Origin of the sequence: Psychroflexus aurantiacus, assembly GCF_010820555.1 — a bacterium.
Classification (GTDB): Bacteria; Bacteroidota; Bacteroidia; order Flavobacteriales; family Flavobacteriaceae; genus Psychroflexus; species Psychroflexus aurantiacus.
In genome coordinates this window covers 247041-269624 of the sequence record NZ_JAAIKD010000005.1, presented here as the reverse complement: position 1 = coordinate 269624, position 22584 = coordinate 247041, and the positions used below count along the sequence as shown (strand labels likewise).

Sequence of the window (22584 nt, the reverse complement as noted above, 5' to 3'; positions counted from 1 at the left end):
AAACTTTTTTTAATGAAATTCATAAAGAACCTTCTGAAAGTAGTTGTAATCCTTTTTGGCTTACTCATAGTTACACTTTATGTCACAGACACCGATTACCTGATCAAAGCAGTGCGCACCATTTATTTGCAGGGACATACCACAGCCTTTTTAGAGGATTACGAGCGCTTTGACAACCGGGTTATCGAGAAGGGAACACCTCAGGCCTGGCCAAAACACAAAGCCTATAATTCGGTTGCTGAAACCTCAGCATTGCAGGAAGCAAATAAAGACTGGGGAACCGTTGCTTATGTGATCATTAAAAACGACAGCATCTGGTTTGAAAACTACTATGATGGGTATGACGCCAACTCCAAATCGAATTCCTTTTCCATGGCTAAGAGTTATGTGTCCGGTTTGCTGGGCAAAGCGATTATGGAAGGCCACATCGAAAGCTTAGAGCAACCGGTGTGTGATTTTTTACCTGCCTTTTGTGAGGGTGAAGCCTCAAAAATGACGGTAGGTGATTTATCGAGTATGGCATCGGGCACCAACTGGGACGAAGCATACTATTCGCCTTTATCCATTACGACACGGGCTTATTTTGATGATGATTTACGGAAAGTCATCAATGGTCTGGAGATGGAAACCACTCCCGGGCAGGCTTTCAAATACGCCAGCGGAGATACCCAGATGCTGGCCATGCTTATTGAAAAGGCGACAGGGAAAAAAATGTACGATTATTTAAGCGATAGTTTCTGGAAACCTTTGGGAAGTCAGAATTCAGCCTTATGGCAGGTGGATAGCGCTGAGGAAGATATGGTGAAAGCCTACTGCTGCCTAGCCAGCAATGCGAAAGATTTTGCGCGTTTTGGAAAGTTATACAAAGACCATGGAACATGGAATGGAGAGCAACTCCTGGATTCTGCTTTTGTGGCAACCTCCCTAAAACCCCGTTTCCCCTCCAGTCCGCAATATGGATATGGCTGGTGGCTTAAAACCCAAAACGACAAGGACTTTTTTATGATGCGCGGACATCTGGGTCAATACGTCATCGTACAACCCGAGGATGATGTGATTATAGTGCGCCTGGGACATCAAAAATCTCCGGATGCCGGCATTGGGGCTTATACCATGGATATTTCATTATACATCGATGAAGCTTATGAAATGATGAATAAGTGATGGTTTCCAATTTAAAAAGACCTGTTAGATTTTTGAAACTTAACAGGTCTTTTTCTGCTTATTGAATTTAACCTAAGAAACCTTAAAATCTATAACCCACATAAAAATCTCCGATACCAACAAACTCATCAGGACTATTACTTAATAAATTCCTGCCGATACCGAATTTGATTTGAAATAAAAATCCGCCGGAATTGATCCATTTAGAACCTACAGCAAATCCCGGAGCCACATCGAAAAAAGAGTCATCCTCTATAACGCTATTCCCTTGTTGACTGAAATAATATTCATATTGATCTCCAGTGTAAAAATAAGTAAAGGCCTCAACAAAAAATCCATGCCCTTTAAATTCTGGATTGTCACCAAAATAAAACCTATAATATGGAATAAGACCGAGTTTTTCAGTCTCGATTGCATCATCAAGATTTAGCATCAGCGAAACCCCAAGACCAGAATCAGTAGAATTGATATACTCATAACTAATGTCTAAAAACCCCCCGGCTAAAAGTTTAAAGGCTCCCAATCTCAACTCGTGAACTTTTTCGTAATTAGTTTGGGAACTTAAATCTGTTGCTGATGGTTTTTCATCGTTTTGAGCAATACAAAATGTGAAGCAAAGTAATAAAACAAGGGTGTTGAATGATTTCATAGTTAAGTAGTTGATTAGTTGATGCTAAAATAGATTTTATTTTAATGTTGTAGCGCGTGGTTTATGAACTAAATGTTAAATTTTATTTGCGCTCCCGATAGGAGTGGAAACCCCGAAAGACCAAACGCTCCAGGTCTAGCTTGAAGCGCTTGACCGGAGGAAAAGCCGCGGCAAGCTCCAGACCTGGAAGTGAGGTCTGAGGAGTTGTAGCGGATAGCGGGTAAAAGCGCCCATGAAATTAATATGTGCAAGTGACGTTATAATGCTTTAGTTTTATATTTTTACCAAAATTTACGGCGTGGCTACCTCTTTTGAAAAATACCAAAAACGACGATTGATTACCTCCTACTTTTCGGTGGTGATCAGTATTGCTTTGGTGTTGTTTTTGGTTGGATTATTGGCCCTGCTGGTGCTAAACACCAAAAAAGTAGCCGACCATTTTAAGGAGCAAATCGCCTTAACCATCTACCTCAAAGACACCGCCAAGGAAGTGGAAATCGACCAGTTGCAGAAGTCTCTGGCCCTTTCCGAATACACCAAGAGCATTGAGTTTGTCTCCAAGGAAGAGGCGGCTAAGGCATATAGCGAAGAAATCGGTGAGGATTTTATGGAGTTTCTGGGGTATAACCCCCTGCAAAATTCAATCGATGTGTATTTCAATGCCGATTATGTATCTGAAACGAAAATCGCTGAGATTTCGAGAGATCTGGGTGAAAAGGAATTTGTGGATGAAATCATTTATGACAAACCGCTGATTGCTCTTCTCAATGACAATATCAAACGCCTGAGTTTTTGGATTCTGGCGGTTAGTGGACTGCTCACTTTTATCGCAGTATTGCTCATCAACAGTTCGATACGACTGTCGGTGTACGCCAAGCGATTTACGATAAAAACCATGCAGATGGTGGGAGCTACCAAGCGCTTTATACGCCGTCCTTTTATCCTGAAAAGCGTAAAACTCGGTATTATAGGCTCGTCGATTTCGTTGATAGGAATGGCCGTAGTCCTGTATTATCTCGATAAAAGTTTTCCTGAACTGAAACTTATAAGTGACGAGGTTTTGCTGGCAGGCATTTTTGCTGGTGTCCTTGTGCTTGGCATTCTGATTTCCTGGTTGAGTACGTATTTTGCAACTCAGCGCTTTTTAAATTTAAAAACTGACGAATTGTACTATTGATATGGGAGAAAGTAAGCGTAAAAAAGAAGCAAAGGCCAACGAGAAATTCATCTTTGAGAAAAAGAATTATAAATTTATGGTGATTGGTCTGGCAGTCATTGCCCTTGGATTTATCCTCATGGCAGGTGGCGGCAGCGATGACCCTAATGTATATAACCCTGAAATATTCAGCTGGAGACGTATTCGTCTTGCGCCTACTTTGGTTTTGATTGGCTTCGGCATTGAAGTTTACGCTATTTTACTTAAGCCCAAATCCTCCAAATAATGGATGTCTGGGAAGTAAGTATCCTTGGAATTATCCAGGGCCTGACCGAGTTTTTACCCGTTTCTTCCAGTGGACATCTGGAGATAGGGAAAGCGATTTTAGGCGACGATAGTTTGCCGAAAGAATCTTTATTACTCACTGTGATTCTTCACTTTGCCACCGCTCTGAGTACGGCAGTGATCTTCAGAAAGGATATTCTGGAAATTCTGAAAGGCCTGTTTTCTTTTCGATGGAATGAAGAAACCAAATTTTCTCTGAAGATTATCCTATCTATGATTCCCGCAGCTTTTGTGGGTTATTTTTTTGAGTCCGAAATGGAACTGCTCTTTGGAGGGAATCTTCTTCTTGTTGGCTTTATGCTTATCGTTACGGCACTTTTACTTTGGCTTTCGGACAGAGCGAAATCCACTCAAAAACAAGTGACTTACTCCAATTCTTTCGTTATTGGCGTGGCCCAGGCTATCGCCATTATGCCGGGAATTTCTAGAAGTGGCGCTACAATCGCTACTTCCGTTTTACTCGGAAATGATAAAACCAAAGCTGCACGGTTTTCATTTTTGATGGTGGTTCCGCTTATTTTAGGAAAAATTGTAAAAGACATTACCAGTGGGGACATCACCTTGGAAAATGCCAATATCCTGGTGTACGGAGTAGGGTTTTTAACCGCCTTCGTCTCTGGTTTATTTGCCTGTACCTGGATGATTTCCATTGTGAAACGCAGCAAGCTCAGGTATTTTGCCATCTACTGTTTTACTCTAGGTGTAGGAGCTATCATTTTTACACAAATCCATGGATAGATTTAGTCTGGAGGACATAAAAGAAGGACAAGTCCTGTTATTTGACAAGCCTTTGCACCGGACCTCTTTCCAGGTCGTGAACAAAGTAAGGTGGCTGATCAAGCAAAAGTTCGAACTTAAGAAAATAAAAGTGGGACATGCGGGCACCCTGGATCCGCTTGCGACCGGTCTTGTGATTTTGTGTACGGGAAAAGCGACCAAAACCATTGAATCCCTGATGGGACAAACCAAAGTATATACCGGAGAGTTCACACTTGGGGCGACCACGCCGTCTTATGATCTGGAAACTGAAATTGATGAAAGCTTTGCTATTTCACATATCACCCAGGAGCTTATTGACCAGAGCCTCGCTCAGTTTCAGGGGGAAATCATGCAGCGCCCGCCTATCTTTTCAGCCTTGAAAAAAGAAGGAAAACGCCTCTATGAATTTGCAAGAAAAGGGGAAGAGGTAGACATCCCTAAGCGAAAAGTTCACATAGACCACTTTGAAATCCTTGAAAACAATTTGCCAAAACTTAAGTTTAAAGTCCGGTGCAGCAAAGGTACCTACATCCGAAGTCTGGCTTACGATTTTGGAAAAGCTTTGGATTCCGGCGCCTACCTGTCTGAACTGAGACGCACTCAAATCGGGGATTACCGGGTTGAAGACGCCCTGACAATTGATGAGTTTGAGAACCTGCTTAAGGCCTAGGCCATCTCATGTTTTAAACAATTCACCAGATCTGCGGCGATGTTTTTACCCTTATCCTGGTTATACCACTTCTGAAGTGTGATTTTAAATTCATCTCTGAATGTTCCAAATTCCGCTTTTTCCTTAGCTACCATCTCAGCCGCTACTTTGGGCCGTGGTCCCCAGGTAAACAGTATTTTTTCCTCGTCTTCATCAAAGGCAATCAGCTTTGGAATTGATTTTCCGCCGTTGGTTAAAAATTGGTTCATCAACTCCTCATTTTCATCTCTAAGAATTATCCTTAAATCCAGGAATGAATTCAAATCTGTAATTTTTTTAATGATGGGAAGTACTGCGGCAGCATCTCCACACCAGCCTTCGGTAATGACCAGCCAGGTTTGTTTTTGATCGACATTCTTGATGGCCTCAATTTGATCGGGACTTAATTCGAATATCTTTTCCCAGCGTTTCATTCGGCTAAAACCAAGCCTGGAATAATTCAAATAGGCTTCATTCTGAGTGTATCCGGTGGATTCGCCCTCCTTTAAAAGCGCTTCGATATGGTTTTTATAGTCTGAATAGCTAAAGGTTTTATCCAGATGCTTTTTTATAATATCTATGCTGTGCTCCTGAGACATAAGCTTTATTTTTACTGAATTAGTCGAATTTAAATTCAATCATTACAATGGCAAAAATAAGGTGTGACTGGTGTAAAAATAATGATCTTTATCAGAAATATCATGATAATGAATGGGGTGAGCCTGTTTACGACGATGAGAAACTTTTTGAAATGTTGCTTTTAGAAAGTTTTCAGGCGGGGCTCAACTGGTTAACGATCCTGAAGAAAAGAGAAGGTTTCAGAACAGCTTTTGATAAGTTTGATTATAGACGCATTTCAAAATATTCTGAAGATAAAATTTCTGAATTACTTCAAAATGAAGATATCATAAGGCATCGCGGGAAAATTGAGGCTGCTATCAGCAATGCAAAAGCTTTCCTGAACATTCAAAAGGAGTTTGGTTCATTTTCAAACTACATCTGGGCGTATGTAAATGGCGTCCCCGTATTTAACGCCTTTGCGAGTCCTGAAGAGGTTCCTGCACAAACCGAAGTAAGTCAAAGCATTTCAAAAGACTTAAAAAAGAGGGGGTTCAAATTCCTGGGACCCACTACGGTGTATGCGTTTATGCAGGCCACAGGCATGGTGAACGATCATCTTACCTATTGTTTTAAGCATAAAAAAAGTGCCTAATCGCTTAGGCACTTTTCTATTAAATAGAGATTGTATTAGTTACTCACCAATTGAGTATCTAGCTTATCCCAGGTGCTAACCTGTACAATTTTGTTGTTGTTATAATCTACTTCAGAAAGAATTCCTTCATTCCAGAAAAACCACTTCCCTACTTTATTACCTTTTTCATAAGTCGCTTTAGCAAGCTTATTCCCTTCTCTGTCAAAAGACTTCCATTCGCCGTGAAGCTTATTATTGATCATATACCCTTCCTGGTGTAATTCTCCGCTTTCATAAAATATGGACACTTTTATTAAATCTCCGACTTTCTCTGTCTTCACCAGGTCATTTTCAGTTTGAGCAAAAAGTGTAAAACTCATTAAAAATACCATTACTAGGGTGCTGAATGCTTTCATATCTCTTTTATTTAGACCCAAATATACACATAATTTACTTTTAAAATACATTTAGTTAACATTAAATTTACATAGCGCGTCTTAAGTCCTTTGCACAGGTAGCTAAGCATTCCTAAAATAGCGGAGTCACGAAGAAGATATTATTCAAAAATTTCTTGAGCATAACATCAATAAGACGGCTAACTTCTTATTTTTGCAAACTGTTACACAAACTAGTAAACATGTATAGAGATCACAATAACAGCGAGTTAAATATCTCATCTTTGAATAAAAAGGTGACTTTATCTGGTTGGGTTCAAAAGATAAGAGACAAAGGATTTATCATCTGGGTAGATTTGAGGGACAGGTACGGCATAACCCAGCTTGTTTTTGACTCTGAGCGGACTTCCAAGGAAATCATGGAGCAGGCCAGAGGTCTTGGAAGAGAATTTGTGATTCAGGTAGAAGGACAGGTTTTAGAGCGAGAATCGAAAAATGAGAATATGTCTACCGGAGACATTGAAGTCCTGGTCGAAAAGCTTACTGTGCTGAATGCCTCTGAAACGCCTCCGTTTACGATTGAAGACAAAACCGATGGCGGAGAAGATCTGAGAATGAAATACCGGTATCTGGATATCCGAAGAAACCCGGTAAAGAATAAACTCATCTTCCGGAGCAAAGTTTCCATGGCGGTAAGAAATTATCTTTCCCAACAGGATTTTGTGGAAGTTGAAACGCCTTATTTAATCAAGTCCACTCCCGAAGGCGCCAGAGATTTTGTGGTACCAAGCCGAATGAATGCCGGGCAGTTTTATGCCTTACCACAGTCGCCGCAAACTTTCAAGCAATTGCTTATGGTTGGAGGCCTGGATAAGTATTTTCAGATCGTAAAATGCTTTAGGGATGAAGATTTAAGAGCAGACCGGCAGCCTGAATTCACCCAGATAGACTGCGAAATGACGTTCGTTGAACAGGAGGATATTCTCAATACTTTTGAAGGCCTGACCAAGCATTTACTCAAGGAAATCAATGGCGTTGACGTGAAAGAATTTCCCCGCATGACCTATGACGAGGCCATGAAAACCTATGGGAATGACAAGCCGGACATCCGGTTTGGAATGAAGTTTGGCGAATTGAATGCAGTGGCACAGCATAAAGAGTTTAAGGTATTTAATGAGGCTGAACTGGTTGTGGGTATTGCTGTTCCTGGGGCCGCCTCTTATTCGAGAAAAGAAATAGACAAACTTATAGACTGGGTTAAGCGCCCGCAGGTTGGCGCCAAAGGCATGGTTTACGTCAAGTATAATCTGGATGGAAGCTTAAAATCCTCTGTGGATAAGTTTTATGACGAAGCCGATTTAAAAGCCTGGGCAGAACAGACCGAAGCTCATCCTGGTGATTTAATCTGCGTCTTATCTGGTGATGTCCAAACGACTCGCGGACAATTGAGCGCCTTGCGTATGGAACTGGGAAACCGTCTTGGATTGAGAAAACCTCATGAATTCGCTCCACTTTGGGTTATAGATTTTCCACTCCTGGAATGGGATGAAGAGACCCAGCGCTACCATGCCATGCACCATCCGTTTACGTCTCCTAAAGCAGGGCAAATTGAATTGCTAGACACAGACCCCGGGGCGGTTAAGGCCAATGCTTACGATTTGGTTTTAAACGGGAATGAAATTGGAGGAGGTTCCATCAGAATTCACGATCAAAAGACACAATCCTTAATGTTTGATTATCTTGGCTTTACAAAGGAAGAAGCTGAAGCTCAGTTTGGGTTTTTGATGAAAGCCTTTACCTTTGGTGCTCCGCCTCACGGGGGAATCGCCTTTGGACTGGACAGGCTTGTTGCCATTTTGGGAGGACAGGAAAGCATAAGAGATTTTATAGCCTTTCCGAAAAACAACTCGGGAAGAGATATCATGATAGATGCTCCGGCCCCTATCGATGAGGAACAGCTGAAAGAGCTCGACCTCAAGCTTAGGAGCTAGAACCAAAGATAAAACTTCTGAAGAGCAGTTAATATTTAAAAAGTTGATGAAGTTAAGGTCCTGGAGTTTATTAAAGAATGTCCCTGTCTGGTTTGAAAAACACTTGTCCAGACAGCAGCTGCTTATTCTTATAAGTGCCGGTGTTGGCCTGCTTTCGGGACTCGTTGCGGTGCTTTTAAAGAACCTTACCTATTTGATTCAGTCCTTGCTTGGAGGAGGTTATATTTCAAATTACCACAACGCTTACTATTTTATATTCCCCCTCATAGGGCTTCTTCTTGTCTATTTGTTTTCAAAATTTATTCTGAAAAAAGAGATTGGCCAGGGAATTTCCACCACCTTATATTCCATCTCGAGGAGGAAAGGCTTTATGAGAAAGTTTCAAAATTACGCCTCTCTGATCACTGCTCCCATCACTCTGGGATTTGGAGGATCTGCAGGTCTTGAGGCTCCTACGGTAGTTTCCAGCGCGGCCTTGAGCACCAGTTTTTCAAAAGTTTTGAATCTCACCCAGGCGTCCAGAACCCTGCTGATCGGTTGTGCTGCAGCCGGTGCCATGTCCTCCATTTTTCAGGCCCCTATTGCAGGAATTATTTTTGCGATCGAGATTTTTAGTCTGGACCTGACCTTAGCGTCCATGATCCCTTTGCTTGTAGCCTCTGTCTCTTCGATTCTGACTTCCTATTTCTTCTTTGGTCCCGATATCATCCTGCATACGCAGCTCGGGGAAGCTTTTGAAATAAGCGATGTCCCCTTTTATATGGCCCTGGGAATTTTCACAGCTATCGCATCGATTACCTTTACAAAAGTGTATATCTATACCTTTAAAAGGTTTAAAACCTTCAAAAGTAAATTCAATAAAATCCTTGTTGGAGGTCTTATTTTGAGTGGAATTTTATTCCTGGTCCCTCAAATTTACGGAGAAGGTTATTCGACAGTCAACGAATTACTGGCAGGAAATCATGAGCTGATCTCCAAAAACAAATTTCTTCAGGACTGGAGTTCTACCTGGATGGTCATCGTCTTTTTGTTACTGCTTGTCATTTTTAAAATGATTGCCACTTCAGTCACCATAGCGGCAGGTGGAATTGGAGGTATTTTCGCACCCGTTTTATTCATAGGCAGCATGATTGGACATTGCTATGGACTGGTGATCAATGCGCTGGGCATCACAAAGCTGCCCGTATCAGTGAATCAATATACACTGGTAGGAATGGCGGGGCTTATGGCTGGAGTGATGCATGCGCCACTCACCGCTATTTTCCTTATTGCTGAAATTACCAGCGGCTATAGTCTTTTTGTGCCTTTAATGATTACGGCTGCCATCTCGTACGTCATTACCAGTCAGTTTCAGCCCAACTCTGTGTATACCATGGAACTTGCTGAACGCGGGGATCTGGTGACTCACAACAAAGACCAGGCGGTGCTGACCCTGATGGATATTCATCAGGTGATTGAAGATAATTTCCGGATCCTTACGATTGACATGAATCTTGAACAGATCATCAATGAAGGAGTTATTAAATCGAAGCGAAATATTTTCCCTGTCGTGGATGAAAATGACATCTTCAAGGGTATTATTCTTCTGGATAACATGCGAAGCATCATGTTCGATAAAAGCATGTACCAGGAGATGACGGTGATCGATTTAATGCAGAACGCTCCAGATGTGATCGAGCTTAACGAATGTAAGATGAAGGACATCATGAAAAAATTTCAGGAGACCGGTGCCTGGAATTTACCTGTTGTTAAAGCCGGGAAATACGTTGGTTTTATTTCAAAATCTAAATTGCTTACCGCTTACAGACAAAAATTAATTGAAGTCACTGTTTAAATTTATACGATGAGAGCACTTATTAAACTGGTTTTTATACTTATTGCCGGCGGATTTACCGTTGGAATCTATTACAATCTGTATAAGGATGAAATCGTGGGAGAACGCATCATCGGAATAAGTGTGCTAGCCAGTGCATTTGTACTGATGCCCCTCTTTTTGGCGCATCGCTGGAAAGGCAAACGCCTGCAGGATTACACACTGACCAAAGAAAATATGGACCGAATGAATAATAAAAATCAGGAAAAAGCACCTGACCAAGAGGATCCTGAGGACAAAAAGTCAGATTGAAGACAGTAGATTATTGAAAATGATTTAATTAAGGTGATTTTTTTTTAATAAAATGAATGCAGAACATTAATTTTTGTTTACATTTGTATCAATTATTAATTATTATTTATTATTATGCAAGGTAAAGTAAAATTTTTCAATGAGTCTAAAGGTTATGGATTCATTACAAACGACGAAACAGGAGAAGATATTTTTGTTCACGTTACAGGACTAAACGGAGAAACTCTTAATGAGGGTGACGAAGTTGAGTACACAGAAGAAGAAGGAAGAAAAGGAATGAACGCTACAGACGTACGTTTGATCTAATCATATAACATTTTTTTTTCAAAACCTTAAAATGCCGCTCTTTCGAGTGGCATTTTTGTTATATACACTTTTTAACTCCAAAGCTAGAATATCCGGCGTATTTAAAACCTAGTTTGAAGGGAATTTGGCGTCTTAAAACTAGATACACCATCCCTAACTGAACTATTTGCAGGGCTGAACGCAGGCGGGGTCAAAACCCAGAGCTCAGCAAGCCTATCTGATGTCCATCATTTTTAACAGCATGCCATCCAATCATTAGCCTTAGTTACAGTAAACAAAAAAACTCCTTTAACTTAATAAAGGAGTGATTATAGCATCTAAAGCGACATAGATTTACTCTACGACTTCAGCGTCTTCCGTATTGTCAATCAACACCTGACCTCTGTAAAACATTTTACCTTCGTGCCAGTGGGCTCTGTGAAATAAGTGCGCTTCGCCAGTCGTTGTATCTGTAGCGATTTGCGGCATTTTGGCCTTAATATGACCTCTTCTCTTATCTCTTCTTGTCTTGGATATTTTTCTCTTTGGATGTGCCATTGCTCAAGTATGTATTTATTCGTTTAGTAATTCCTTTAATTTATCCCAACGGGGATCTGTGTCCTCTTCTTTATTTTCTTCTGAAATTGATTTAGGTTCCAGCTCTTGTAATTTCTCAAGAATGTCTGATTCTATACTGCCATCCTCTACACCCGGGTGAATTCTTTTGGCCGGTAAACCCAAAACAACACCCTCATAAATGTACTGCTGCACTTCCACTTCATGGTCTCCATACGGCAAAATCAGCAATTCTTCATTGTCATCATTAAACGCATCGCCAAACTTGACCACCAGAGACAAATGATTATCTATGGGCTGGTTGTAAGGTTCCAATGTCAGGTCGCAATTGACATTAACATGACCGGTAAAATAGAATTCCAGCTCGAGCATATTGGCTTTCTTTGTAAATTCTATATCTACATTAACCTCAGAACTATTAAATTCTTGAAAATCAAAAAGGTCAAAGAACGCATTATCAATCTCAAAATCAAATCTGTGCTCGCCTTCTTTCAATCCTACAAAGGGTATGGCGTAAGCCTTAAACTTCCTCATCCAACATCAGTTTTGAGCCTGCAAATATATTAAAAATTCATAATAATCCGCACTAAAATTCAATAATGATTTTATAAAGGATTTTTAGTGAGTTTCAGGTACTCCATTCTGTTCCTGAAAATGGATATCGACATAAATATAGCCTGTGAAAACGAACTGCTTTCTGCGATTCCTTTTCCGGCAATATCAAAGGCTGTCCCATGATCCGGCGACGTTCTAACCCTATTGAGCCCTGCTGTGAAATTAACTCCGTTACCAAAGGACAGGGTCTTGAAAGGAATCAAGCCCTGGTCGTGGTAGGCTGCGATAATCGCATCGAAATTCGCGTTGTTTTTGGATCCAAAGAAGCTGTCTGCCGCATAAGGACCAAACACAAATTTACCATCATCTACAAACTGCTTAACAGCCGGTCTTATCACCTCATCATCTTCCTTACCAATCACTCCCCCGTCTCCGGAATGCGGATTGATACCCAGGACTGCAATTTTAGGCTCTCTAATCCTGAAATCTTTCTTGAGCGATTCATGTATAGCGTTCACCTTTTTGGTGATGAGCGCTTCGTTTATTCGTGAAGAAACGTCCTTTACGGGCACGTGGTCGGTGAGTAAACCTACTTTGATGTTATCTGAAACCATAAACATCAGGCTGTCTCCTTTTAATTCCTGCGCTAGAAAATCGGTATGTCCCGGGAAATTAAAGTCGTCTGACTGAATGCTGTTTTTATGGATCGGTGCGGTGACAAGCGTGTCGATGTCTTTATTAATAAGTGCTTCAGTGGCAGCCTTAAGCGACTTGATCGCAAAACCACCAATGCTTTTATCTTCTTCACCAAAGTTGATTTTCGCAGTTTCTTTCCACACATTCACGACATTAATTTTACCTTCAATGGCTTCTTCAGCCTTGGAAATACCGTGAAACTGCAATTTGATTTTGAAATGGCTTCCAAAAAACGACATCACCTTGGAGTTGGCAAAAATAACAGGAGTAAAAAGCTCTAAAACACGACTATCCTGCAAAGACTTCAATATAATCTCCGGTCCTATACCATTCATATCCCCAATACTGATTCCTACCTTTATAGTTGACTTCGTATTCATAAAATTCGTCTATTTTTGTATCAACCAAAGGTAACGAAATAATCTACAATTATGTTTACAGGAATTATTGAAGAAGTGGCAAGCATCTCTAAAATTGAGAGATCCGGAGGAAATATACATTATAGCATTCAGGCCAATCTCGCCAACGCGTTAAAGATTGACCAAAGCGTGGCCCACAATGGAGTTTGCCTTACTGTAGTTGACATTTCGGGTGATGTCTACAAGGTAACCGCCATAGATGAAACCCTAAACAAAACCAACCTGAAACATCTCAAAGAAGGCGACCTCGTCAACCTGGAACGCGGGATGAGGATGAATGCCCATCTGGACGGGCATATCGTGCAGGGCCATGTAGATCAGGTCGCGACCTGTGAGCGTGCAGAAACCAAAGACGGAAGCTGGGAATTTACGTTTTCTTACGACCCAAAACACATGAATGTCACTATAGAAAAAGGTTCTATTACAATCAATGGCGTGAGTCTTACGGTAGTCAATTCAAAATTGAATGAGTTTAGCGTTGCTATCATCCCCTACACCTACGAAAACACCACCTTCAAAACTTTAAAAAAAGGGGATGTTGTGAATCTGGAATTTGATGTAATCGGCAAATACGTCAAGCGTTTGATGGAACTGAAATCCCTGTAAATCAGTCTATACTCGCCTCGTTCACCAGTACATTGAAAAGCTCAACTTTGGATTTGAGGAGTTTTTCGAAAACTTTGATCTCTTTCAGCCTGGAGTCTATTAAACTTACTTCCCTCGAGTTGATCAGGAAAACAGAGCTCTCGCCAAAGCTGAATTTTCTTTCCTCGGCCCTCAGCAGGCTGGCATAATCGGTTACAATAGACTGAAAGGTGCTGAGCTGTCGGTTATAGGACAGGATTTCATTTCGGGAGGCCTGTATTTTATTCTGAAGCTGAAGAGACTCGTAATCCAAATCCAGCTGGGCTTCATTGACCTTGATTTTAGCCAGTTTTAAATTTCCACGCTCTTTTCTCAGAAACAGCGGAAGTTTAAAGAAAAGACCCGCCTTGTAATCGTTGGTGTTGAAGTTTTCAAATTGCCCGACGCGTTCATTGATGAAGTTATACTCCAAATCCAGCTGCGGCTTCAGCATCTCGGCTTTAAGCCGCCGGTCTACTTCTAGTCTGTCGATTTTATAATCTAAAGCTTTGATCTTTGGATGGTCTTCCAGTACAAAATTTTCAAGCTGAAGAAAATTGGTCCCTAAAACGGGGTCCAGGGATCCCTGGCTTAGCTCTTCGGGCAGGACGAAGGGGTCCAGTTCCAGGGGGATATTATCTTCAAACCAAAGAAAATTGGAGAGCTGCAGCCGGCTTTTAATCAATTTTAAACCGGCTTGTTCCAGGCTCAATTTCCTGTTTTGAACAATAATCCCGGCTTCCAGCGTATCGATAGTAGGAATGTTTCCCGCTAAGGCACTTTTTTTGATGCCTTCAAATCTAACCTCTGCACGTTCTACAAAATCATCAAACAGCTTCACTTCACGATTAGCCAAATACCAGTCTAAATAGGCCAGGACAGCATTGGATAACAACTGGTTGAGACGAATATCACGCTGCGCCTGACTCAAATCCTGCATGATTTTGGCCTGTCGCAGGTCGGCCATTCTTTGATTGATAAACAACCCCTGACCTAGAGGAACAGAAACTCCGGCCGTATATAAGCCATCATCCGGTACAGTGTTCTCGGCGTTGAGAAACTGTCCCTGATTTTGCTCAAACCCCGCTTTCACTTCAATACCATACCAGGTTGGTATTTTAAAGGTAGAGTTGAGAACATCGTAGTATTCGGTTCCCTTGAACTCTTTATTGGTCCAATCTACCATCACCTGAGGATCGAAAGCGCCACGTGATTTTAGCAGTTCGGCCTGAGCAGATGAGATTTCAAAATTGGCAAGTTGTGCCACAGGATGATATTCTTTCACATATGCCAGGAACTCATTGAGACTAAGAACATTGTTTTCCACATTATTCTCTGGAATGACCTGAGAAAACATGGAAATACTAGAAATAAAACTTAACACTACTAAATTGAAGCGATTCATTCTCCAGTATTTTGATTTTTATTATTACTTATATTTGAATCCTGAGGTTTATAATAGTCCGGCGGAAACCCGTTGATCTGTCTCCAGATTTCATACCACACAGGCACATCCTCAAGCAAAGCCATGGTTCTTGCTCCGGAGCCTGCCCGTATTACATCCGGCCAGGGCTGTTCTTCCGGATCCTCTTTGATAAGGACTCTAAATTTTCCAATTTGGGGATCCATCGTTCTGGATACGGCAACAATTTCACCGCCATAGGTACCATAAGATAAATTGGGCCAGCCCGAGAAAAAGATGGCAGGCCAACCGTCAAAAATAAGACGGATAGGTTCACCGGGATGTAATAAGGGTAAATCTATAGGGTCTACATAGGTTTCCACTGCCAGATCAAAATCTGTAGGCATAATGCTGACGATTTGAGTGCCTTCTTTGAAGGTTTCTCCAATTCCACTTTGAAGGGCTTTGTTAACAAAGCCTCCCTGCGGCGCAGTGATAAACCGCATTCCGGAACGAACGTTGAAATTGGAAAAATCTGTCTCAAGCTTGGTACGCTGAGCTTCTGTATCGAATTGACCAGAAAGTGCCGTAAACTTATCGCTTTCCGCTTTAGAAATTTTTTCCTGGTAGTTGGCTTTTATACTCGAAATTTCAATCTGAGCATTTATAAGTTCGTTTCTACTGGAAAGCAGTTTATTTTTCTGAGAAATCACTTTAGCTAAACTATTTTGAAGCTGTAATTTTTTGGCTTCCAGATCTGTTTTAGCTAATAAACCTTCCTCTTCTAGACTTTCGGTCCGTTCAAATTGACGTTCAGCAATTATAACCTGGGTTTGTGCAGCTTCTAAATCAATACTGTCGCTTTCTATTTTCAGATTCGCCTGAATTAATTTATTGAGCGCCTGCTCGAGTTTCAATTTTCGTTCTTCCTTGAGTGCTTCTATCTGATAATTTAAAGATTTTACTTTCTCCACATAAGACTCTAAAGAAAAGTTCTTGGCTGCAATTTGAGATTGAGCCCTCTCCAAGAGCAAGGGGTCAAAGAATTTATCTTTAATTTCTGAAATGTGTAAGATGGTATCTCCCTTTTCAACGATCTGGCCTTCCTTTACGTACCATTTCTCTATTCTACCCGCAATGGCAGACTCTATGGACTGAGCTCTCTGACTAGGGTCTAAGGCCGTGACATAGCCTTTCCCCTGAACAATCTGCGTCCATGGCAGAAACATAATCGCTAACAGTACGATTCCAAAGATAGTCATGATTTTATTAAAAGTCAGAAAACGATCTTTTTGAAAGGTGTATTGCATTGATTTATACTTAGATAAATCAACCTTTTCATTCAGTTTGAGTTTTGATATATCCAGCATCTTATTCGTTTATTGTCATTTCACCATTATCCATGTAGAAAAAACGGTTACACTTATCTTTCCAAAGTTGATTGGTACTCACCACTACCAAAGCCCAGGTTCTGTCGGGTCCGGAGAGGAAATCAATTATTTTTTTGGATTCATCTTCCATCAGATCCTGCGTAGGATCCTTCAACACGAGTAATTTAGGTTTGGAAGCAATGGCTCTTGCAATCATGATTTTTTTGTTGATGGTATAGGGCAAATGCCTGCCTTCGGTATAAATTATTGTTTCTAAACCTTTATCCTGTGATTTCACAAACTCACTCAATTCCAGTTTCTTGATTAAGAACTGAACATAATCCATAGATATATCCGGGTTGTTCAAGGTTATATTTTCGAGTATTGTACCTTCAAAAGTCTGGTTGTTGGGGAAATAATGACCCGCAAAATCTCTGAAATAAGTCAGGTCAATATTCTTCAGGTTGAAATCATTGACTAGAATATTACCTTCAATATTATCGATTAGACCCGCTAAAACCCTAAGCAAAGTCGATTTACCGGAGCCTGGTGTTCCCTGAACCAGTATGGAGTCGTTTGGATAAATTGTAGCATTTATATTTTTGAGAACCTTTTCATTTCCCAAACTCAAATTGATATTCTTGTATTCAAAAATAAAATCCTGCTCTCTATTTAAAGGTTTATTACCTCCCTGAATTTCAATAGGAATGTCGGTGACTCTACCTAGTTTCTCCAAACCGGCAATAAGCACATAAAGATCTTCCAAGCCCTTAATCAGTTTTTCAACAGAGTTGATCATTAAAACGATAATAATTTCAGCAGCCACAAATTGTCCGATGTTCATCTGCTCGTTTATCACCAGCAGTCCACCAACGATCAATAATGCCGCGGCCACAATGACCTTAAAGGCAATCATTTTGAAAAACTGAAACCTCAGCACCCGGAAGTGTTTTTCTCGGGCGTTCAGATATTTCAAACTAGTCTCATCATTGCGCTGAGAAGCATACGAAAAACTTTCCGACACCTTAAAGCCCTCAATACTTCTGGCAACTTCCTGAATCCAGTGCGCCGTTTTATACTTATAGTTGGATTCATGTAAAGATTCCTTTACCCCTTCTCTTAAGGAAAGCTTGAATATGACATAAAATAAGGCGATCAATAAAAATCCAAAAAAGACAAAAAACGGATGGTATAAAGACAGCAGGATAAGACCAAACCCTATCTGAATAAAAGCACTGGAAAATTCGATAAGCAGCTTTGGCAATGTCTTTTGAATCGTCATTACATCAAAAAACCTGTTGGCTAATTCTGGCGGGTATTCGTTCTGCAAGGCAGAATACTTCATTTTTGGAAACCGGTAAATGAGCTCAAAGGAAGATCGGGCAAAAATACGCTGTTGTAAATCTTCACCAATCCTAAGCTGCATATACCTTAAAACGCCACCAAATGCAACACTGAAAAGCACTACACCGGTGAGTAAAATCACGGAGGCATTGAAGCTACCGCCTACAATTATATTCACAATGGCCTGGATACCCAAAGGGAGACCAAGCTCTACAAGACCGGCAAAAACCGCATAAAAGAGAATTTTAAAAACGGACTTTCGCTCCAGACTCAACAAGCGGCCTAACCTTATCCAGGGGGTTTTAGTATCAGTTGCCATAAATTAAGAGGTTAAGGTTTTGGTCAATAAATCTTTGTAAAATTCATATAAGTTATCTTTAGAATGACAGTCGGTTAAATTATGAAAATGTTCTGACAAGAAATACTGATTTAACGAACCTTCTATGATGAGTGATGCCAGACTATTGTTGTACCTGTAATTTGCGTTTACTCCAGCGATCATCTCAGACAATCGCAAAGCTAAACGCTTGTAAATACTAAAGTATCCGGCTTCGTTTTCCTCATCCACAAGTTTGTGATGATAAGCTTTTACAAATTCAGAATTGAGAATATGCCTCAATTTCTGACCTTCCACTTCAAACGAAGTACATTTGGTTTGCGGCGTACTGAATAAAGTTTCCACCGCTTTCATCAATCTCTCCATGCCATCAGGCATATTGTTGGTTTGTACGACGGTCTGAAACTCCATAATCCCCCAATACAACGAGGAAATGTATAAAAGCAACCTGTGTTTATTTTCAAAATATCTGTAAATTGAACTTTCAGTCGAGCCTATTGCTTTGGCTAGCTTCTTAAAGTTGAATTCCTCAATACCATGCAAATCTATAAGATCAATACTGGATTTCACGATATTGATCCCTAAAGAAGAACTCTCCGGATCTTTAAGGTAAAGGCTGGAATTGATATCTACCCGGAGACTAGATAGTAAGTTATGCATATTTGAAAATTAAAAACGCGAAGTTAATAGTAATACTATCATTTAAATTACAACAAAATCTTAAATAATGCATTTTTGTATTAAAAAGCGTTAAAAATATTTGTTTTCATAGAATTGAAAACTGAAATAAAATGTGTAATTTGTACTGGTTATTTTCAAAAGAAATGAAATTTAAACTGCCGCTTAATACTCAACCAAAACCCTTTCAGCACAGGGCCGAAAGCTGCTTAAACTGCGGACATTCCCTGGATATTTCCGAACGTTACTGCTCCTATTGCGGGCAAAAGAACTCCACTAAAGCTTTAAATCTCAAAGCGCTTATCACCGAGTTTTTTGCAGGACTGGTCTCTTATGACTCGCGTTTCAGAAAGTCTGTGAGTGCTCTTGTCTGTTCTCCGGGAAAACTTAGTCGGGAATACATTCAGGGTAAACGCATAACATACGTCAATCCCTTTCGGTTTTTTATCAGTACAGCCATTGTATTCTTTATCATGGTGAGCTGGATGAATCGCGATGCGCTCAGAGACATCAAAATCTTAACTGACAAAGAGATAGAAGCCAATCCTGAAACCATAAACAGTGATTTGGAATTTATGAAAGATTTACCCGAGTCAAAAATTACAAAATACATCAAAGAACATCCAAAAACCAATTATTCAGAAGCCATAACCGCCTTAGGAATGGAGGATACCCTGATGAACCAGGTGAAGTTCGAATTTATGCTGGGGTATACTCGACTTATTGAAAATCCCACAGGATTTGTCAATTTCCTGCTTCCTAAATTTCCCTTTTTCCTCTTTTTCTTTATTCCGCTATTTACGCTTTTCAATACCTTACTCTATATAAGAAGGAAAATTCCCTACACCCACCACCTCATCTTTAATTATAACCAGCAAACGGTTTTTTTAATTCTTCTCTTCTTAAACCTTATCCTTGGCTTTATAAGCTTATGGATTTGGTTACTGATTTATTTTTTCTACCTGTACAAGTCGATGAGAAAATTCTATGAGCAGGGAAGGTTCAAAACCATCTTAAAACAACTGGTGATTATGAATTTATACTGGATAAGTGCCTTACTGGTCCTGAGCAGTTTAGCGACCTTAAGTATAATCTTTTTTTGAGGCAGACCGTGACATCATATAGCACACTTCACGCCCTATTTCCATGGCGCGTTCCAGGTATATTTTATCCTGAAGCTCGATATTGTCAAAGAGTTTAGGGTCTTCGTAAGGCGTTGCAAATCTCTCACTAGCCCCCCGAATCACCGGACAATTTTCGTCGGCATGCGAACAGGTGATAAGGGCCAAAAAATCCTGCTTAGGATTTTCAGAATCCTCATAGACTTTAGAAAAGCAGGTTATGGACAATTCGCTTCCAAATTTAATGTTATACCTGGGATTAGCTCCAACCGAATCTGATGTAATCTGAAAACACATCGTCTCTAAAGCTTTGATGGAATTGGGATGTAATGCTGTCACTTCCGTCCCTCCGGAAAAAGCCTCGATTTCAGAAGACATGCCATAAAATTCTGCAGCAACAGCTGCCCAGACCTGTCCAAAATGACTCCTTCTGGAATTGTGAGTACAGATATAAATCAGTTTGGCAACACCGTTTTTATCAATTTGAGCATCTATTGCCTTGGCAGCGGAATTCAATATAGTTTTTCGTTCTGCTGAAATTAAATGCAGTTCACTTTCAAATTTTCGACAATTTTTTTCAATTCCAGGAAACATATGACAGGGGTTTGGTTAGGATTAGATTTAAAGATTAATACCTCCATCTATTGGCCAGTGCGACTAAAGACAGCATGATAGGGACTTCTATAAGAATACCGACAACCGTGGCCAGGGATGCTCCAGAATTCAATCCAAAAAGCGAAATGGCCACAGCGACCGCCAGTTCAAAAAAGTTACTCGCTCCTATCATAGCTGAAGGGGCACAAATATTGTGTTTTAGCTTCAAATACCGGCCGATAAACCAGGTCATAAAGAAAATGAAGTAGGTTTGGATAGCCAGTGGCACGGCTATCAATAAAATATCAAAGGGATTATCCAGTATGCTTTGTCCCTGAAAAGCAAAAAGCAAAACCAAAGTAACCATCAAAGCGATCATGGAAACCGGTTTCAATTTTTGTAAAAAGACCGACTTAAACCATGCTAAGCCCTGTTTTTGAATCAGATATTTGTTGGAAATATAGCCTGCAGCCAGGGGAATCACCACAAAAATAAGCACTGAATAAATAAGGGTATTGTACGGGATTTGGATATCGGTCACCCCCAAAAGCAGTCTTACAATCGGAATAAAAAGCACGAGCAGTATGAGGTCATTCAAAGACACCTGTACAAGGGTGTAGTTGGCATCGCCTTTGGTCAGGTAAGACCATACAAACACCATGGCTGTACAAGGCGCGGCTCCTAAAATAATAGCCCCGGCAATATACTGCTGGGCATCATCCGGACTGAGGTAAGCACTGAAGATCTGGTCTAAGAATAACCAGGCAAAAAAGGCCATCGAAAATGGCTTGACAAGCCAGTTGATGACCAAAGTGAGCCCGATGCCTTTGCTGTTCCGGGTCACATGTTTAAGGGATGAAAAATCGACCTGAACCATCATGGGGTAGATCATCATCCATACCAAAATAGCTACAGGAATATTCACTTTAGCAACTTCCAGGTCACTCAGAAATGCTATAGAATCTCCTGCTAATCGTCCTATCCCAATCCCTGAAATAATAGCTAACACCACCCAAAGCGTCAGGTACCTTTCGAATTTACCCATAAATTTTGATTCTCGGTTTTATTAAAAAGTGATCAACAACATCCCGATCCTGGGGCACAGGATGAGTTTTGTTCTTCGGACTGAGGTTCTGGAATTCCGCATTGGTCTTTGGCCAGGCAATCTGTACGCGTGCTTGCCAAATGAAATTTTCCCTCTCCAAACTCTAAGCTGTATTTACCGATGGTACTTCCCTGATATTCCACCTCAACTTCCAGCCTGTCATCTATAAAGAGTTTCTTTTCTGTAAGCTTGATAATGTTTTTAAGCTTTTCGGGCTGTAACCTGTGGTCGACATCATCGGCATTCCAAAGCTGGAAATTCACCGCTTTATCATGCCTTAAGGTTCCTCCACAATCGATAAAATCTCTGGAAACCTGGCCAACTTCGGTCACATGGAAATGCGAAGGGACCGTACTTCCATCTGGCAACTGGAATTGTAAAGTATCCATTTCAGCTAAATGCGCTTTGACTTGTCTGAGTGTCATGCTAATGAGTTTTTATGTGTGTTTATTTTCAATTTGATTCGTCTTATCTAAAAGATTTAGATGTTCTTAATTTTAATTCAGCCTTACATAGCAGCAGACCAAAAAATTTATGCTTTTCCAAAAAGTCTCAGGCTGGGTTAAGATCCTGTTCAAACTAACAGCATTCATTAGCGCTGGGATAGCGATCGAAAAGCTCATTGAAAGTCACTTTCAGCTCGTGCCACTTGCTTTCATTGATGCAATAGCAGACCGAGGTGCCTTCAATAGTCCCTTTGATAATTTCAGCGGTCTTCAGTTCCTTCAAATGCTGACTTATGGTGGCCTGGGCCAGACCCAGTTCTTCCACTAAATCTCCGCAAATACAGGTTTGAGATTTCAACAAATACTCTAAAATCGCTAACCGGGCAGGATGGCCAAAGACTTTGGCTATTTTGGAAAATTCGTTTTGCTTCTCTGTAAACAGATCGGTTCGTGTCACTCCCATATCATATAATTATACATTGCAATATTACGATAATACACTGATTTTACAAAGTTTTATTAAAGTATTCAACTTCTTGTCTGCCCTCAAGTCTTAAGGCTGTAGTTT

At 40.6% G+C, this 22584-nt stretch carries 26 protein-coding genes; 12 read left to right on the top strand and 14 right to left on the bottom strand.

The genetic code is table 11. From position 1 onward, the window contains the following. Positions 1-12 precede the first annotated feature (12 nt). Entirely contained in the window at positions 13-1164 is a 1152-nt protein-coding gene (locus G3567_RS10705) for a serine hydrolase domain-containing protein (RefSeq protein WP_164005322.1), read from the top strand. Between the two features lie 82 nt (positions 1165-1246). On the opposite strand, the gene G3567_RS10700 is transcribed toward G3567_RS10705, so the two are convergent. Continuing rightward, entirely contained in the window at positions 1247-1813 is a 567-nt protein-coding gene (locus G3567_RS10700; protein ID WP_164005321.1) for a hypothetical protein, read from the bottom strand. Positions 1814-2111: 298 nt separating this feature from the next. On the opposite strand from G3567_RS10700, the gene G3567_RS10695 reads away from it, so the two are divergent. The 4 genes from G3567_RS10695 to truB are packed head-to-tail and all read left to right on the top strand — an operon-like array spanning position 2112 to position 4743. Further along, positions 2112-2990: a cell division protein FtsX gene (locus G3567_RS10695; protein ID WP_164005320.1), complete on the top strand. Its 879-nt coding sequence runs from the start codon at positions 2112-2114 to the stop codon at positions 2988-2990. Between the two features lies 1 nt (position 2991). Continuing rightward, positions 2992-3255, top strand: coding sequence for a DUF3098 domain-containing protein (locus G3567_RS10690; RefSeq protein WP_164005319.1), 264 nt, complete (start codon positions 2992-2994; stop codon positions 3253-3255). Then, positions 3255-4052: an undecaprenyl-diphosphate phosphatase gene (locus G3567_RS10685; RefSeq protein ID WP_164005318.1), complete on the top strand. Its 798-nt coding sequence runs from the start codon at positions 3255-3257 to the stop codon at positions 4050-4052. The genes G3567_RS10690 and G3567_RS10685 overlap by 1 nt, the downstream gene beginning before the upstream one ends. Then, positions 4045-4743, top strand: coding sequence for a tRNA pseudouridine(55) synthase TruB (gene truB, locus G3567_RS10680; RefSeq protein ID WP_164005317.1), 699 nt, complete (start codon positions 4045-4047; stop codon positions 4741-4743). The genes G3567_RS10685 and truB overlap by 8 nt, the downstream gene beginning before the upstream one ends. Here truB and G3567_RS10675 read toward each other — a convergent pair. After that, the gene (locus G3567_RS10675) at positions 4740-5360 is read right to left on the bottom strand and encodes a thioredoxin family protein (protein ID WP_164005316.1); all 621 of its coding nucleotides are present in this window, start codon (positions 5358-5360) and stop codon (positions 4740-4742) included. The genes truB and G3567_RS10675 overlap by 4 nt on opposite strands. Before the next feature lie 47 nt (positions 5361-5407). On the opposite strand from G3567_RS10675, the gene G3567_RS10670 reads away from it, so the two are divergent. Next, entirely contained in the window at positions 5408-5974 is a 567-nt protein-coding gene (locus G3567_RS10670) for a DNA-3-methyladenine glycosylase I (RefSeq protein WP_164005315.1), read from the top strand. Between the two features lie 35 nt (positions 5975-6009). On the opposite strand, the gene G3567_RS10665 is transcribed toward G3567_RS10670, so the two are convergent. Next, positions 6010-6369 carry a toxin-antitoxin system YwqK family antitoxin gene (locus G3567_RS10665; protein ID WP_164005314.1) on the bottom strand — a complete coding sequence of 120 codons (360 nt, stop codon included), beginning with the start codon at positions 6367-6369 and terminating at the stop codon, positions 6010-6012. 221 nt (positions 6370-6590) lie between these two features. Here G3567_RS10665 and aspS point away from each other — a divergent pair, with 221 nt between their 5' ends. From aspS to G3567_RS10645, 4 genes are all read left to right on the top strand, one after another. Then, positions 6591-8339, top strand: coding sequence for an aspartate--tRNA ligase (gene aspS, locus G3567_RS10660; RefSeq protein ID WP_164005313.1), 1749 nt, complete (start codon positions 6591-6593; stop codon positions 8337-8339). A gap of 46 nt (positions 8340-8385) precedes the next feature. After that, positions 8386-10173 (top strand): chloride channel protein, encoded by a 1788-nt coding sequence (locus G3567_RS10655; RefSeq protein WP_164005312.1) that lies wholly within the window; start codon positions 8386-8388, stop codon positions 10171-10173. A 9-nt stretch (positions 10174-10182) separates the two neighbouring features. After that, positions 10183-10464, top strand: a complete 282-nt coding sequence (locus G3567_RS10650; protein WP_164005311.1) for a hypothetical protein — start codon at positions 10183-10185, stop codon at positions 10462-10464. 114 nt (positions 10465-10578) lie between these two features. Next, positions 10579-10770, top strand: a complete 192-nt coding sequence (locus G3567_RS10645) for a cold-shock protein (protein WP_019037592.1) — start codon at positions 10579-10581, stop codon at positions 10768-10770. A gap of 333 nt (positions 10771-11103) precedes the next feature. Here the strand turns inward: G3567_RS10645 and rpmF are convergent, their stop codons facing one another. From rpmF to pdxA, 3 genes are all read right to left on the bottom strand, one after another. Beyond that, complete coding sequence (gene rpmF / locus G3567_RS10640) at positions 11104-11307, bottom strand: 50S ribosomal protein L32 (protein ID WP_093365270.1); 204 nt, start codon at positions 11305-11307, stop codon at positions 11104-11106. A 15-nt stretch (positions 11308-11322) separates the two neighbouring features. Continuing rightward, entirely contained in the window at positions 11323-11859 is a 537-nt protein-coding gene (locus G3567_RS10635; protein ID WP_164005310.1) for a YceD family protein, read from the bottom strand. Positions 11860-11930: 71 nt separating this feature from the next. Then, positions 11931-12956 (bottom strand): 4-hydroxythreonine-4-phosphate dehydrogenase PdxA, encoded by a 1026-nt coding sequence (gene pdxA, locus G3567_RS10630; RefSeq protein WP_164005309.1) that lies wholly within the window; start codon positions 12954-12956, stop codon positions 11931-11933. A 51-nt stretch (positions 12957-13007) separates the two neighbouring features. Between pdxA and G3567_RS10625 the strand changes: the two genes are divergently transcribed. Then, a complete protein-coding gene (locus G3567_RS10625; protein ID WP_164005308.1) occupies positions 13008-13601 on the top strand; it encodes a riboflavin synthase in 594 nt (197 codons plus the stop codon). Position 13602: 1 nt separating this feature from the next. Here the strand turns inward: G3567_RS10625 and G3567_RS10620 are convergent, their stop codons facing one another. From G3567_RS10620 to G3567_RS10605, 4 genes are read right to left on the bottom strand one after another with little or no spacing between them, the layout of a single operon-like run. Next, on the bottom strand, positions 13603-15024 hold the full coding sequence (locus tag G3567_RS10620; RefSeq protein WP_164005307.1) for a TolC family protein: 1422 nt from the start codon (positions 15022-15024) through the stop codon (positions 13603-13605). Further along, the gene (locus tag G3567_RS10615) at positions 15021-16391 is read right to left on the bottom strand and encodes an HlyD family secretion protein (RefSeq protein WP_164005306.1); all 1371 of its coding nucleotides are present in this window, start codon (positions 16389-16391) and stop codon (positions 15021-15023) included. The genes G3567_RS10620 and G3567_RS10615 overlap by 4 nt, the downstream gene beginning before the upstream one ends. 1 nt (position 16392) lies before the next feature. After that, positions 16393-18054, bottom strand: a complete 1662-nt coding sequence (locus tag G3567_RS10610) for a peptidase domain-containing ABC transporter (protein ID WP_164005305.1) — start codon at positions 18052-18054, stop codon at positions 16393-16395. A gap of 3 nt (positions 18055-18057) precedes the next feature. Continuing rightward, positions 18058-18732, bottom strand: coding sequence for a TetR/AcrR family transcriptional regulator (locus G3567_RS10605; RefSeq protein WP_164005304.1), 675 nt, complete (start codon positions 18730-18732; stop codon positions 18058-18060). Positions 18733-18896: 164 nt separating this feature from the next. On the opposite strand from G3567_RS10605, the gene G3567_RS10600 reads away from it, so the two are divergent. Continuing rightward, positions 18897-19853, top strand: coding sequence for a DUF3667 domain-containing protein (locus tag G3567_RS10600; protein ID WP_164005303.1), 957 nt, complete (start codon positions 18897-18899; stop codon positions 19851-19853). On the opposite strand, the gene G3567_RS10595 is transcribed toward G3567_RS10600, so the two are convergent. From G3567_RS10595 to G3567_RS10580, 4 genes are all read right to left on the bottom strand, one after another. Continuing rightward, a complete protein-coding gene (locus G3567_RS10595) occupies positions 19833-20465 on the bottom strand; it encodes a low molecular weight phosphatase family protein (RefSeq protein ID WP_164005302.1) in 633 nt (210 codons plus the stop codon). The genes G3567_RS10600 and G3567_RS10595 overlap by 21 nt on opposite strands. A gap of 34 nt (positions 20466-20499) precedes the next feature. Then, positions 20500-21510 carry an ACR3 family arsenite efflux transporter gene (gene arsB, locus G3567_RS10590; protein ID WP_164005301.1) on the bottom strand — a complete coding sequence of 337 codons (1011 nt, stop codon included), beginning with the start codon at positions 21508-21510 and terminating at the stop codon, positions 20500-20502. 32 nt (positions 21511-21542) lie between these two features. Then, positions 21543-21995: a DUF6428 family protein gene (locus tag G3567_RS10585; protein ID WP_164005300.1), complete on the bottom strand. Its 453-nt coding sequence runs from the start codon at positions 21993-21995 to the stop codon at positions 21543-21545. A gap of 154 nt (positions 21996-22149) precedes the next feature. After that, the gene (locus G3567_RS10580; protein WP_164005299.1) at positions 22150-22479 is read right to left on the bottom strand and encodes an ArsR/SmtB family transcription factor; all 330 of its coding nucleotides are present in this window, start codon (positions 22477-22479) and stop codon (positions 22150-22152) included. Between the last annotated feature and the right edge of the window lie 105 nt (positions 22480-22584).